Genomic DNA, 13,324 nt, shown 5'->3' with positions numbered 1-13,324 from the left:
CCCTCCTCACTCCTCGTGCCTGCGCTCGATCTCCTGGAAGGTGTCGTCCTCCGGCAGCGACTCGTCGAGATCGTGCGCGGCCCGGAAGCGGGCCAGCGCGTCGGCGAAGGCGGGGCTCCGATGCCCGTCGACCTCACCGTGATAAAAGCCCAGGTTGGCGAGGCGAGACTGGATGCCGCGGATCTCGTCCGAGGGCTGGAGGTAGCCGAGCGCGATCGTGACGACCTCCTCTCCGCCGGACAGGAAGAGCCGCGCCTGCCTGGCGTCGTTGGGGATGAACTCCTCGATGCGCCCGTCGCCGTCGGCCTTCTTGTCGTTCGGGCGGAGCTCGCCGTCGACCTCGAGGAAGTACTCCTCGTTCGCGCGGGGCCTGCCCTCGTGATCGAGGAGCCGGATCCTGAGCTTGGCCGGGACCCCGCGCCGCCGGAAGGTGTGCACCTTCGCGGTCTGGCAGCTCTCCTCCCTGGGCCGCGGATCCGGCACGACCACCTTGTCGGCGCCGGGGACCAGCGTGAACGGGTCCCTCCGGAGCTCGCGGAGCGCCCGGTTCTCCGGGTGATCCCAAAGCGTCTGCCAGAAGAACCCGTTCTCGTAAGCGATGCTGGTGAAGCAGTCGCCCGCGCGGACGCGATGGGCCTTCATCCCCGCCTCCACGCAGCAGGGAGCGTCGCCGGGCGGCGCCCGGGCTCAGCGCCGCCCGCCACGCCCGCGCCTCGCCCACGGCCCATTCCCATCAAAAGACCAAAGGGCCCCCGGGAAGTCAAGCGCCCGGCCCGCTCGACGGCCGGCGCCGGCGGCGCGCTCGCCACGCGCATTGCCCCCGTTCGCGCCGCGCCGGCGCGCTTCAGGTCGGCGGGTGCGACGCCAGCGCGCCCTCGCCGCCGAGCGCGTCGGCCAGCGCGGCGGCGGCGGCCGCGGCGAAGGCGTCGAGCGTGGCGGGCTCGGTCCAGCGGGTGGCCTCGCGGGCGTCGAGCGCGTGGTGGGTCTCGATGAGGATGGAGGGCATGGAGGGGCGGCGCAGGACGAAGATCCGCTGGTCCTGGGGCCGCCGGTCCACGAAGACGCCCGGCTGAGCGGCGTCCGGCGCGTACAGGCCGCTGTACGCGGCGCCGCCGTAGGGCAGCAGGCCGGCTTCCTCCATGCGCCGCGCGAAGGCGCGCGCGAGGGCGAGCCGGCGGGCGCCGAGGGCCGGGTCCCCCTCGTCGGACCAGAGCACGGCGAACCCCGGCGCGGCGAGGCTGAGCGGGCACGCGCGGCCTTCTGCGGGCGACCACGTGTCGATCCTGCCGCGCACGTCCGAGTGCAGGCTGACGAACGCGTCGGCGCCCCACCGGGCGGCGTCCTCGACGCGCTCCGCGTAGGGCAGCGGCCGGTCGCCGGTCCTGCCCACGCGCGCCTCGAAGCGCCGGGTGGCGTTGAGCCGCTCGGCGAGCGCGCGCGCCGCGGAGAGCGTGAACTCCTGCTCCTCGACGCAGAAGCAGGAGACGTTGCCGGTGTTGCCCGGGGCGCCGTGGCCCGCGTCGAGGTAGATGCGGCGGACCCCGAAGCCGGGCGGGAACACGGCGGCGGGGGCGACGACGCGGGCGCCCGGGAAGGGCCACCCGCTCGGCGCGATCGGGAGCTTGAGGGCGCGCCGCGCCGCGGTGTCGCGCGGGAGTCCGGGGGCGAGCGCCCGTGACAGGGCGGCGGCGCCGGCGGCGCCTGCGAGACCGAGGACGAGCTTCCTGCGCGAGATCACCGCGGCCCCGCTTGCTACCAAAGGCGGGGCGCGGCGTCAGGTTCTCGGCAAACCAGCCCGGAGGAGGTGGCCGGGCTCGCCGCGACGAGCGACATCCCGGGATCGCCCGGGACGTCGGGATCGCGACCCGGCGCGGCCCTCCGCGCCTCGTCCGGAGACCCCGAGTCGGCGACTGCGCTACTGGGCCGACGTGTAGCAGACCTCGAGCTTCGGCCGGACGGCGACGTTCGCTTGCTCGCTCGACCGGATGTCGGTCCGGCCGTTCACGTCGTGGAGCGCGATGCCGTGGTTCGGCTGGGCGCCATCCACCCAGGTCTGGACGAGGGCCGCCACGTCGGCGGTCGCGACGGCGTCCGCGGCGACCGTGGAGAGGGTGGCCTCGACGGCCGCGTTGTACCCGGGGAAGTTGCCTGCGTGGACGGTCGACTCCTGCCAGGGGCCGTTCACGCGGTGCAGCTCGATGGTGCCGGCGCTCGCCTTCCACGCGTGGGAGAGCGAGAGGGTCGCGGAATCGACGTCGGCTCCCGCCGGGATGAACGACAGATCGAAGGCCAGCAGGCCCACCTGCGGGCCCTCCGGGAGCGTGTTCAGGACGACGTACGGGTAATCGCCGTACGGCCACGAGACGCCGGGCTGGACATGCGCGTCCGCCACGCTCCCGTTGGTGCCGCGCTGCACGACGACGCACTGCGACTGGACCGGGGGCTCGCAGGCGTTGCCGATGCCGTCGTTGTCGGCGTCGGCCTGGGAGGGGTTGGGCACCGCCGGGCAGTTGTCGCACGAGTCGAAGACCCCGTCTTGATCCGTGTCGGCGGCGACCACGGTCACCCGATCGAGGAGCGTCCCCTGGCCGTTCGAGAGGCCCAGATCGTTGAACTGGAGGCGCGTCGTCGCGCCGGAGGCCACGAGGGTATAGGTATAGTAGACCCACGCGGAGCTGGCGGTCGTGAGCGTGGCGACCTGCTGGCCGCCCCAGACGACGCCGAGCACGTTCTGGTTCGCGCTGGTGCCGGGGCGCGCGGCGAAGGCGAACCGGAGCTGGTACGTCGCGCCCGGGACGGTGGTGAGATCCTGGTAGATGCCGCTCGAGTTGCTGGCGTCCAGCTCGACGTGCTGCTCGCCGTGCGCGGGGCTCATGCCGCTCGCGTGGTCATGGATCTGAATCTGTCCATAGGCGGCCTGCCAGCCGTTGATCGAGCTGTAAATGGCCGAGTTGTTGCGCGTCACGTTCGGCTCTTCGAAGCTGCCGTTCCTGACGATGTCGCCGGAGGGCAGCACCGAGCAGGAGACGAGCGCCGCCGCGCCCTCGCCGACGGCTTCGTCGTTGTCCTCATGCGGCTCGGCGGCCGCCATGCAGCCGGAGATCATCGAGGCGAGCGCGAGGACAGAGACAGAGACAGAGACAGAGACAGAGACAGAGACAGAGACAGAGATCGACGGATAGGTGGTTCTCATGGGAGAGCTCCTCGTTGCGGCGCCGGCATGGCGGCGCCGCGCCGTGCGGCGAGCTGCCGCACGCTATGGATTGAAAAACGTATTTACAAAGTATGAGCGATGCTGATAAACTGTTGGGTTTGCCGCGAAGGCGGACCGACGAAGGTCGTTATTCGTCCATCAGCGCGCGCGGCACGACGGCACGACGGGACGGCCGTTGCGAGGCGCTCGCCTCGCGCATCGTGCGCCGACCTCGAGCTTCCTCGACCGAGGAGGCCCGCGTCCCCCTGGAGGAGGACCACCGGCCTGCGATCGATGGACGGAGTCGGACGAGCGCGATCACGAGCGTTTCTTGCAACTGCCAGCCGAGGCGCTGTCTTCGTTATATCATGAAATGGGCGAACGGATCACCATCATTCGCACCCGGTGTGCAAATCGAGAGATGGAACCACAGAGGCACAGAGGGCACAGAGGGAAGAGGAGAGAGAACAAATTTGAGAGAGATAAAATTTTCCAATCTCTCCTCTGTGCCCTCTGTGCCCTCTGTGGTTCCATTGTCTCCCCATCACGGGACCAGGGGCGGCGGGATCCGCGGCCGCGGCGAGCGCGTCGCCCAGCGCCTTTCGCGAGCCCCGCCTCGCCCGCGCCGGCGAAGCAGCCGAAGAACGCCGCGTCGACGCGTCGACGCGTTGACGAACCGCGCGCGCGTTCCGATCGTCGAAACCGGAACGGCCGTCCCGGTTTTGTGCGAGGAGAGGGCGATGGACCAAGGAAGAGACTCTCGCGCGCGGTGGACCGAGGCTGACATCCCCAGCCAGGCGGGCCGAGTCGCGGTCATCACGGGCGGAAACACCGGCATCGGCCTCGAGACGGCCCGGGCGCTGGCGGAGCGCGGGGCCACGGTCGTGCTCGCGTGTCGCGACCTGGAGAGGGCCGGCGCCGCGGTGGCGCAGATCGAGGCCCGCGCCCCGGGCGCGACCGTGCGCGCCGTGCGCCTCGATCTCGGCGCGCTCGCGTCGGTCCGCGAGGCCGCCGGCGAGCTCCGAGCCGCGTACGACCGCATCGACCTGCTCATCAACAACGCCGGCGTGCTGTCCTTCAAGCGCGAGGTCACCGCCGACGGCTTCGAGCTCCAGCTCGGCGTGAACCACCTCGGCCACTTCGCCCTCACCGGCCTCCTGCTCGATCGGCTGCGCGACGTGCCGGGCTCGCGCATCGTGACGGTGTCCAGCATGGCGCACCATCGCGGCGACATCGACTTCGGCGACCTGCAGGGGGAGCGGGCGTTCCGCGGGTTCCCCGCGTACGGGCGGTCCAAGCTCGCGAACCTGCTGTTCACCTACGAGCTCCAGCGCCGGCTCGCCGCGGCCGGCGCGAAGACGATCGCGCTCGCCGCGCACCCCGGCGGCTCGAACACCTCGATCGCCCGCAGCGGGCCCGGCTGGATGCACGTCCTCGGCAAGATCGCCAAGCGCTTCGAGCTCGGGCAGAGCGTGCCGATGGCCGCCCTCGCGTCGCTCCGCTGCGCCGTCGATCCGGGCGCGCGGGGCGGCGAGTACTACGGGCCCCCGGGCCGCTTCGGGATGACCGGCTTCCCCGAGCGCCTCGAGTCGAGCGCCCGCTCCCACGACGAGGTCACGCAGCGCCGCCTCTGGGAGGAGTCCGAGCGGCTCACCGGCGTGACGTACGCCCTCTGACGACGGGGCCCCGTCGCCCGACGGGTGGGGCGCGGCGAGGCCCGCTCACGCCTCGCCCGCGCTCCGCTCCCGGAGCGGCACCAGCAGCCCGAGGAAGGCGATCGAGAGCGCGGTCCCGAGGGCGAACAGCCCCGCGTAGCCGAGCCGCTGGGCGAGGGTGCCCGACAGCCACACCGCGGGCGATTTCCCGAGCACCTCGACGCTCGCCAGCAGCGTGTAGTGCGTCGCGCCGACCGAGCGCCGGACGCGCGACATCATGAAGGCGAACACCGCGGTCGTGAGGGCGCCGCCGAAGAGGTGCTCGGCCACGGTGACCGCGATGACGGCCCCGGCGGTGGGCGGGCCGGCCGCGGCGAGAGTCCACTCGCCGGCCATCGCGGCGGACCGGAGCGCCGAGGTCACGCCGACGGCGGCGAGCAGCGGCACGCGCTGCGCGAGGAGGCCGCCCGCGAGCGAGCCGGCGATCGAGGCGACCAGGCCGTACGTGCCCACCCAGAGGCCGATCTGGTGCGGCGGGAAGCCGGCGTCGACGAGGAAGGGCTTGAACATCATGTCGACCATCGCCTCGCCGAGCTTGTAGGTCCCGAGGAACGCGACGACCCAGAGCGCGCCCGGCGCCCGCAGGGCGACGGCGACCGTCGCGAGCACCTCGCGCAGCGAGCGGCGCGCGCGCGCCTCGACCTCGCTCGCGGGGGGCTCGCGCAGCGCGAGCGAGGCGAGCACCGAGGCGAGGACGAGCGCGGCCATCGCGCCGAACTGGCCGCGCCAGCCGATCCACGCGCTCGCCCAGACGAGGAGCCCGCCGGCGGCGAGCATGCCGACCTTGTAGCCGACCACCTGCGCCGCGTTCGCGAGGCCGAGCTCGCCGCGCCCGAGCAGGTCGATCGCGAGCCCGTCGACCGCGATGTCCTGCGTGGCCGCGAGCAGGTTCATGAGGAAGACGAGCGCGAGCAGGGCGCCGAGGTGGCGCGACGGCGGGACGAACGCCGCGGCCGCGCACGTGAGCGAGAGCAGCACCCCGAGCGGCAGGATCCACGAGCGGCGCCGGCCGAGCCGCTCCCACCCGAAGCGGTCGACGAGCGGCGCCCAGAGCGCCTTGGCGACCCAGGGGACCGCGAGCGCGCCCGCGAAGCCCACGCCGGCGAGGGAGACGCCGCTCGCGCGCAGGAAGACGGGCAGCGCCGTCGCCTGGAAGCCGAACGGGATGCCCTGAGCGAAGTAGAGCGCGGCGAGGGCGGCGATCTTGCCGGCGGACGTTCGGTCTGCCACGACCGACAATCGTAACCGAGCGGACGAGCTTTGGTCGCGCCAAACACGGATGCTGGCGTGGATCTCGACTCGGCCGCGGGCGCGGCGCGACCTCGATGAGCGCGCCGCACCGACCTCGATGAGCACGCCGCACCGACCTCGATGAGCACGCCGCACCGACCTCGATGAGCACGCCGCACCGACACACGAGGTTTGCCGACCGGGCGAGCCCGCGCCGATGATCGCCGACACGTTCTCCCCGCGATCGCTCGCGCCGGCGGGCACGGTCCGGGTCAGGTGGCTGGGCACGGCGGGGTTCGCGATCGAGCACGCGGGCGCGGTGGTGCTCATCGATCCCTACCTCACGCGCGCCTCGCTCCGCCGCTGCGTGCTCGGCCGGCTCGCCCCCGACGCGGCCGCCGTCGCGCGCCACGCGCCGCGCGCCGACGCCGTCGTCGCCGGCCACACCCATTTCGATCACGCGCTCGACATCCCGGAGATCGCGCTCCGCACGGGGGCGACGGTCTTCGGCTCGCGCTCCGCGGTGGCGCTCTGCCGCGCGTCCGGCGTCCCCGCGGCGCGCGTGCGCGACGTCGAGCGCGCGCCGGGCGGCCAGCCGGTCGTCGCCGAGGTCGGCCCGTTCGAGCTGCGCTTCCTCCCGAGCGCCCATTCGCGCCTGCTGCTCGGCCGGGTCCCCTTCCCCGGCGACATCTCCGATTGCGACGAGGTCCCGCTCCGGGCCGAGCGCTACCGGTGCGGCGCCGTCTTCGCGGTGGAGATCCGGGTCGCGGGCCGGCGCATCGTCCACCTGGGCAGCGCGGAGCTCGTCGAGGCGGGCCTCGATTGCAGGGAGCCCGACCTGCTCCTGCTCTGCGTCGCCGGCTGGACCGCCTCGCGCGGCTTCCCCGAGCGCGTCGCGCGCGCCCTGTCGCCGCGCGCGGTGCTCTTCTCGCACTGGGACAACTTCTTTCTGCCCCTCGATCGCCCCGCCGTGGCGCTGCCCGCGATGCAGGGAGAGCGCCTGGCAGAGCGCCTCGGCCGGGCGGCGCGCGACGTGCAGATGGGCGTGCTGCCGCTCCTCGGGGAGGTGTGGATCTAGCGCCGGTGGCACGGAGCCCGGCCGCTCGCCGTCACATCGAGTCAAGCCCTGCGACGTAATTCTGGGACGAGGTGCTGAGCGCGCAGGGTGCACCGCGACCTGCGATCCGGTCGCTTCGACGCGCCGGCTGGGGCGCTGAGGCTACAGCCCGAACACCCTGACATCGCTGCGGCTGCTGGCGTGGTGGGGCCAGCAGGCGATCTCGCCGCTCGCGAGGGCGGCGCAGGCCTCTTCGTAGCCGACGGAGACGTGAACGGCCTCGCCGATGTCGATCTCCGACAGGGTTGCATTCGCGGAGGCCCACCAGCAGACGACCCTGCCGCCCTGCCGGAGCGCGCAGGTCCGGTTGTACCCGGCGCTCACCTGAATCGCATCGTCGAGCCCGGGCACCTGTTGCGGCCCACGGGCGCCGTCGTCCCGCTGGTAGCGATTGCTCCAGCAGAGGACCTCGCCCGATGCGAGGCGGGCGCAGTCGTGCGCAGAGCCGGCCGAGATCTCGACGGCGCCTTCGACGCCCTCGACGCCCACGGCCGTCACCGCCTCCCCACCGGAGGTGAGCCACCCCCAGCACGCCACCTCTCCGGTGGCCCGCAGCGCGCAGGTGTGATCGATGTTCGCCGCGACCTGCACGGCGTCGTCGACGCCGGTGACGGTGACCGGAACCTGCGTCACGCCGATGCCATAGACGTCGTCGACGTGCTCGACGCCGAGCACCGGCGCGGGGGACGGGCCGCCCCAGCAGACGACCTTGCCCGAGCCGAGGACGCCGCAGACGTGGTGATGACCCGAGGAGAGCTGGACGATGCCCTCGACCCCCGGAAGCTCGAGGGGCTCCGCGCTGGATCCCCCGACGGGAACGGCCTGCCCGAGCTGCCCGTAGTGGCTGAGGCCGAGGCAGGAGACGCGCCCGCCAGCATGGAGGAAGCACATCGCCTCGAGCAGGCCAGACGCAGCGACGATATCGTCGAGGCCCGGCAGCTCGACCGGGGCGGCCAGGCGGGTCCCCAGCACGAATCCGTCCCACCAGCAGAAGGCCTTTCCGGAGGCGGAGGCGGCGCATTTCGGAGCGCCCTCGGCGATGCGCACGGCGCACTCCGCCGCAGAGCAGGAGGGAGCCGGCGTCGGGTCGGGTGGTGCGCCGCCCGCGCCAGTCGAGGCAGCGTACTCGCCGCCGGCACCGGCGCCGCCGGTCTCCGGGACGGCAGGACCGCCGCCGGTCTCCGGGACGGCAGGACCGCCGCCGGTCTCCGGGACGGCAGGACCGCCGCCGGTCTCCGGGACGGCAGGACCGCCGCCGGTACCGCCCGAGGTGTCGTGCGGGACGATCTCGACGTAGCCGCAGGCGGCGAGGGCGGCGGGGAGAACAACGATATAGAGGAGAGGGGTGACGATGGCGCGGCGCATGGGGTCCTCCGTCGGCGGGCGTCTTTGCCGGACGGAGGGACTATGGAAGCGGACGGCGGCGGTGCTCCTTAATGGGGCCTTAAAGCAGCTCCGGGCGTGCCGGGCGTGGCATTGACGACGCGCTCGGCGCGCGGAGCCCGGCGCTCCCCGGCGCGGCCTCGATCGGGGCCACGGCGCGCCGCCGTCGACTCACGGAGCGAGCGCCGTCCTGTCGACGAGACCCTTCGCCAACTCGGGCGGCGACGCCCCCCGAGGAGCCCCGAAAGCGGAGCCCCGGCCTCTCGAGCTCACGCCCGTCGTGCCACGCCCGTGTGGCCTCTGCTTTGCTAGGAGCGCCTGTCACAATGACGAGGCGCGCCGAGACGATCGCCAGCGCACCTGACGATGCGGGAGGGCTTGTCGCGCCGCTGCACGGATCCGAGCAGCTTTGCGCCGCCGCTGCTGCTGGAGCAGCAGCTTGACCCGCAGGCTCGCCGCCGGCGTCACCGCGCGATATCCATTTTCGCTCGGCAACCGTGTCCATGTTCGTAGACATGCCGTCGCTCGATAGCTTGCGAGGGACGCCAACCGGAAGGGAACGTTGCATGAAGTCCTTGTTGAGATTGCTCGCCCTCGTGCTCGCGCCGCTCGCCATCGCGCTGAGCGCCCGGGCCGCCGAAAAGCCCAGCGAGATCCGCGTCTCCAACCCCGGCGTGGGCGTCGGCAATCGCCCGGTGGTGGGGGGCTCGGCCTGGGCGCTGCTCAACCTGCGGGGCGCGCTCGAGAGCGAGTTCAAGAGCGACGGCTTCCCGGTGCGCTGGAACTTCCTGCGCGGCGCCGGGCCGGCCGTGAACGAGACGTACGCCAACGGGCTGACCGACTTCTCGCTGCTCGGCGATCTGCCGTCGATCATCGGCCGCGCCGGCGGCCTGAAGACCCGCATCCTCGCGAGCGGGCCGAAGACCAACCTGTACATCGCCGTGCCCGCGGACTCGCCGATCCAGAGCGTCAAGGATCTCAAGGGCAAGCGCTTCGCGGTGTTCAAGGGCACCTGCCTGCAGCTCTCGGCGGCGCGCATCCTCGAGGCCCACGGGCTCAGCGAGCGCGACGTCCGCGCCATCAACATGGACAACGCGACCACCAAGGCGGCCCTGGCCACCAAGGACGTCGACGCCGCCATCGGGCTCAATGACCTGCTCGCCCAGCGCGATCAAGGCCTCGTGCGCGTCATCTACTCGACCAAGGGCGACCCCCGCTACACCTGCAACAGCACCATCATCGGCTCGGACGATTTCATCCGGAAGTACCCCGAGGTCACCAAGCGCGTGGTGCGGCAGTACGTCCTGGCGGCCAAGTGGCTGGCGGATCAGGACAAGGACCTGAGCGAGGCGTACCGCCTCTGGGCGCGCTCCGGCACGCCGTTCGCGTCGTTCAAGGAAGACTGGGCCGGCGAGTCCGCGCGCGAGAAAGACAGCCCGCTCGTGGACGCGTACGTGGTCGCCCGCTACAAGACGAGCATCGCGGACGCCAAGCGCCTGGGCTTGATCCGCGCGACGTTCGACTTCGAGCCGTGGGTCGATCGCAGCTTCCTCGATCAAGTCCTGAAAGAGGAGAAGCTCGAAGGTTTCTGGAAGCCCCGCCCGGCGCCCTGACGGCGCCTGGAGCCCGGAGCGAAGCTGCCGGGTGAGGCAGACCGAATCGCCGCTGCCAGCTGTCGCGCGCGGCGCTGGCGGCGCTCGGCGAACGGCGTACACTGGCGCTCCGAGATGACGACCAACGACGATGTCGTGGTGATCGTGCGCGAGCTGGACGTCGTGGTGGAGCGCGCCGGCGGGCTGTTCCTCGGCCGGCGCGACGTCCTCCCGGCGTTCGCCGATGCGCCGGTGTTCCTCGGCAGGTTCGAGGATCGCGGCTGGTACGCGGCTCGCGCTCGGCCCGACGTCGCGCTCCCGGCCGAGCTCGCGTTCGCGTCGGTCCGCTCCCTGTTCTCCGAGCTGCCCGAGCCCACGCTGAACATCCTGGGGCGCGCGCTCGCTGGCGTCGAGTTCGCCGAGACGCACCGCCACTGCGGGCGCTGCGGGACAGCCACCGAGCCGGGGCCGGCGGCGTCGGACGCGCGCGAGCCCAGCGCCGGGGAGCAGACGCGGCGCTGCCCGAGCTGCGGCTTGAGCGTGCACCCGCGGATCGCGCCCGCGGTGATCGTGCTGGTGGAGCGCGAGGACCGCGTGCTCCTGGCGCGCAGCGCGCGCTTTCCGCCCGGGCGCTTCAGCGCGGTGGCAGGCTTCGTGGAGATCGGCGAGTCGCTCGAGCAGGCGGCCGCGCGCGAGGTCGGCGAGGAGGTCGGCGTTCGGATCCGCGATCTGAGGTATTTCGGCAGCCAGCCGTGGCCGTTCGGCCGCTCGCTGATGATCGGCTTCTCGGCCACGTACGCCGGCGGCACGCTCACGCCGGACGGCGTCGAGATCGTCGAGGCCGACTGGTTCTCGCGCGACCAGCTGCCCGACCTCCCGCCCAAGGTCAGCATCGCGCGCCGCCTGATCGACGCCTTCGTCCAGCGCCCCACGCCGCGGTCTTGAGCGACGCCCGCGCGGCGCGCCGACGGGACAGCGCCGCTTCCGGCGCTCCCTATTTCACGGCCTGCTCGTTCGCGTAGGGGTTGAACTCGTTCGTGTAGAGGCGGCTCAGGGCGATCTCGCCCGGCTTGAGCTCGCCGCTCTTCACCATCCAATCGAGCCAGATCTGGAAATCGCGATCCGCGATCGAGCCGCCCTTGCCGGCGACGCCGTAGCTGCGCCAGAACCGGATGGCCGCGTCCTCCTCGTTGCGACCGCGCTTCTTCATCAGCGCGATGAAGCGCGCCACCACCGTCTCGCGCGGGGTGCTCCGGGCCCACTCGATGGCCTTGGCCGTCGCCTCGACGAAGCGCCGTACGGTCCTGGGGTTTTCCTTGATGAAGCTGGTCTTCATCACATAGCTGCCCGCGGTGAACTTGCCGTAGAGCTCGTAATCCGAGAACAGCGAGCGGATGCCGCCGCGCTCGAGCGCGCGATCCCGGTAGATATCGCCGAGCGACGCCACGTCGACCTGCTTCTCGCGGAGCAGCTGCTCGCCGTTCACGGGGGGAACGACGAGCAGCGTGATGCGCCGGGCCTCCTCCAGCGTGATCTGGTTTCGCGACAGGAACTCCTTGACCATGAACTCGCTGTGAGCGCCGAGCGTGTTCATGGAGATCGACTTGTCCAGGAGGTCGCGCGCGGCGCGCAGCGGGCTGTCGTTCAGCACGTAGAAGCCGCTCTGGCGCTGCTCGTCGACGCCGTAGTAGCCGGCGACGGCGATGATGGGCGCCTTGGCCGCGATCAGCTTGATGATGGCGCCGTTGAAGGCGCCGCCGAAGTCGGTGTCCCCGGTGACCACCGCCTGCACGCTCTGCGGGCCGCTCACCGTGCTGCCGATGAAGTTCAGGCGGATCGGCGCGAGGTAGCCGAGATCCTCCGCGAGCTCGATCGGCGACACCGTGCCGTTGTTGCCCTGATACCGGAGCTCGAGCGTCTCGAATTCACCCTCCGGTCCGGCGGCGGAGCCGCGCGACGCGCCGTCGCGCGAGCAGCCCGCCGCGCCGCACAGCGCCAGCAGGACGAGCAGGAAGATCACAGGCGACGCGGCGCGGAGCAGGCCAGGCCGGACGGGACGCGAAGGAGCCACGTCCGCAATATTGGACAACCATCCGCTGAAATGCAAGCATCCCCGGCAAGCATGTCCTCCAGCACCTCGCCTGCCTCGTTCCGTGTTGCCGTGCTCGACGACTACCAGCGCGTGGCGCGCTCGCTCGCGCCGTGGGGCTCGCTGGGCGCGGGCGTCGAGGTCGAGTTCTTTCACGATCACGTGGCCGACGCGCGAGCGCTCGTGAGCCGGCTTTCGCCGTTCGATGCCATCGTGGCGATGCGCGAGCGGACGCCGTTCCCGCGCGCCGTGCTCGCCGAGCTCCCCAGGCTGCGCTTGCTGGTCACCACCGGCGCGCGCAACGCCGCCATCGACGTGGCCGCCGCGCGCGAGCTCGGCGTGGTCGTGTCCGGCACCGGGGGCCTGCCCTACCCCACGGCCGAGCTCACCTGGGGCCTGCTGCTCGCGCTGGCGCGGAACATCCCGCGCGAAGATCGCGCGGTGCGCGCCGGCGAATGGCAGACGAGCCTGGGAATCGGCCTGTCCGGCAAGACGCTCGGGCTGCTCGGCCTCGGCCGCCTCGGCGCGCAGGTCGCCCGCGTCGCGCTCGCGTTCGGCATGCGCGTGACCGCCTACAGCCAGAACCTCACGCGCGAGCGCGCCGCCGAGCACGGCGCGGCGCTCCTCCCGCTCGACGAGCTCTTGGCGGGCGCCGACGTGGTCAGCATCCACCTGGTGCTCTCCGAGCGGACGCGCGGGCTGCTCGGGGCGCGCGAGCTCAACCTGCTCAAGCCCGGCGCGCTGCTCGTGAACACCTCGCGCGGGCCGATCGTCGACGAGCGCGCGCTGATCGACGCGCTCACGAGCGGTCGGCTCGCCGGCGCGGCGCTCGACGTGTTCGACACCGAGCCGCTGCCCGCGGAGCACCCCTTGCGCCGGCTGCCGAACACCGTGCTCACCCCGCACCTCGGGTACGTCACCGAGGAGACGTACCGTATCTTCTACCGCGACGCGCTCGAGGACATCGCCGCGTTCCGCGCCAACCAGCCGGTGCGCGTGCTCTGA

The 13,324-nt window shown here is 72.3% G+C and carries 11 protein-coding genes; 5 read left to right on the top strand and 6 right to left on the bottom strand.

Annotation, left to right across the window (positions count from 1 at the left end; genetic code table 11):
- Positions 1-6 precede the first annotated feature (6 nt).
- From WMF33_RS06715 to WMF33_RS06705, 3 genes are all read right to left on the bottom strand, one after another.
- Positions 7-642 (bottom strand): peptidoglycan-binding domain-containing protein, encoded by a 636-nt coding sequence (locus tag WMF33_RS06715; RefSeq protein WP_437336344.1) that lies wholly within the window; start codon positions 640-642, stop codon positions 7-9.
- Positions 643-844: 202 nt separating this feature from the next.
- Complete coding sequence (locus WMF33_RS06710; protein ID WP_437336343.1) at positions 845-1,738, bottom strand: N-acetylmuramoyl-L-alanine amidase family protein; 894 nt, start codon at positions 1,736-1,738, stop codon at positions 845-847.
- Positions 1,739-1,915: 177 nt separating this feature from the next.
- Positions 1,916-3,091, bottom strand: coding sequence for a DNRLRE domain-containing protein (locus WMF33_RS06705; protein WP_437336342.1), 1,176 nt, complete (start codon positions 3,089-3,091; stop codon positions 1,916-1,918).
- 842 nt (positions 3,092-3,933) lie between these two features.
- On the opposite strand from WMF33_RS06705, the gene WMF33_RS06700 reads away from it, so the two are divergent.
- A complete protein-coding gene (locus WMF33_RS06700) occupies positions 3,934-4,869 on the top strand; it encodes an oxidoreductase (protein ID WP_437336341.1) in 936 nt (311 codons plus the stop codon).
- A 45-nt stretch (positions 4,870-4,914) separates the two neighbouring features.
- Here WMF33_RS06700 and WMF33_RS06695 read toward each other — a convergent pair whose 3' ends face one another.
- Positions 4,915-6,138, bottom strand: coding sequence for an MFS transporter (locus tag WMF33_RS06695; RefSeq protein WP_437336340.1), 1,224 nt, complete (start codon positions 6,136-6,138; stop codon positions 4,915-4,917).
- Between the two features lie 217 nt (positions 6,139-6,355).
- On the opposite strand from WMF33_RS06695, the gene WMF33_RS06690 reads away from it, so the two are divergent.
- Entirely contained in the window at positions 6,356-7,216 is an 861-nt protein-coding gene (locus tag WMF33_RS06690; protein WP_437336339.1) for an MBL fold metallo-hydrolase, read from the top strand.
- Between the two features lie 141 nt (positions 7,217-7,357).
- Here the strand turns inward: WMF33_RS06690 and WMF33_RS06685 are convergent, their stop codons facing one another.
- On the bottom strand, positions 7,358-8,620 hold the full coding sequence (locus WMF33_RS06685; protein ID WP_437336338.1) for an RCC1 domain-containing protein: 1,263 nt from the start codon (positions 8,618-8,620) through the stop codon (positions 7,358-7,360).
- 584 nt (positions 8,621-9,204) lie between these two features.
- Between WMF33_RS06685 and WMF33_RS06680 the strand changes: the two genes are divergently transcribed.
- Positions 9,205-10,251, top strand: coding sequence for an ABC transporter substrate-binding protein (locus tag WMF33_RS06680; RefSeq protein WP_437336337.1), 1,047 nt, complete (start codon positions 9,205-9,207; stop codon positions 10,249-10,251).
- Between the two features lie 114 nt (positions 10,252-10,365).
- Positions 10,366-11,175 carry an NAD(+) diphosphatase gene (gene nudC / locus WMF33_RS06675; protein ID WP_437336336.1) on the top strand — a complete coding sequence of 270 codons (810 nt, stop codon included), beginning with the start codon at positions 10,366-10,368 and terminating at the stop codon, positions 11,173-11,175.
- Positions 11,176-11,224: 49 nt separating this feature from the next.
- On the opposite strand, the gene WMF33_RS06670 is transcribed toward nudC, so the two are convergent.
- Entirely contained in the window at positions 11,225-12,301 is a 1,077-nt protein-coding gene (locus WMF33_RS06670; RefSeq protein WP_437336335.1) for an ABC transporter substrate-binding protein, read from the bottom strand.
- Between the two features lie 51 nt (positions 12,302-12,352).
- On the opposite strand from WMF33_RS06670, the gene WMF33_RS06665 reads away from it, so the two are divergent.
- Positions 12,353-13,324 carry a D-2-hydroxyacid dehydrogenase family protein gene (locus tag WMF33_RS06665; RefSeq protein ID WP_437336334.1) on the top strand — a complete coding sequence of 324 codons (972 nt, stop codon included), beginning with the start codon at positions 12,353-12,355 and terminating at the stop codon, positions 13,322-13,324.

This window comes from Sorangium sp. So ce394, from assembly GCF_051474665.1.
In the GTDB taxonomy this organism is placed as follows: Bacteria; Myxococcota_A; Polyangia; order Polyangiales; family Polyangiaceae; genus Sorangium; species Sorangium cellulosum_D.
The sequence above is the reverse complement of the archived record's forward strand: the minus strand, read 5'-3'. Positions and strand labels throughout refer to the sequence as shown.

Excerpts from the sequence above, each read along its gene's own strand:
- WMF33_RS06715 (WP_437336344.1), bottom strand. The coding sequence starts at position 642 with ATGAAGGCCCATCGCGTCCGCGCGGGCGACTGCTTCACCAGCATCGCT.
- WMF33_RS06705 (WP_437336342.1), bottom strand. The coding sequence starts at position 3,091 with ATGGCGGCCGCCGAGCCGCATGAGGACAACGACGAAGCCGTCGGCGAG.
- WMF33_RS06700 (WP_437336341.1), top strand. The coding sequence starts at position 3,934 with ATGGACCAAGGAAGAGACTCTCGCGCGCGGTGGACCGAGGCTGACATC.
- WMF33_RS06690 (WP_437336339.1), top strand. The coding sequence starts at position 6,356 with ATGATCGCCGACACGTTCTCCCCGCGATCGCTCGCGCCGGCGGGCACG.
- WMF33_RS06685 (WP_437336338.1), bottom strand. The coding sequence starts at position 8,620 with ATGCGCCGCGCCATCGTCACCCCTCTCCTCTATATCGTTGTTCTCCCC.
- WMF33_RS06680 (WP_437336337.1), top strand. The coding sequence starts at position 9,205 with ATGAAGTCCTTGTTGAGATTGCTCGCCCTCGTGCTCGCGCCGCTCGCC.
- nudC (WP_437336336.1), top strand. The coding sequence starts at position 10,366 with ATGACGACCAACGACGATGTCGTGGTGATCGTGCGCGAGCTGGACGTC.
- WMF33_RS06665 (WP_437336334.1), top strand. The coding sequence starts at position 12,353 with ATGTCCTCCAGCACCTCGCCTGCCTCGTTCCGTGTTGCCGTGCTCGAC.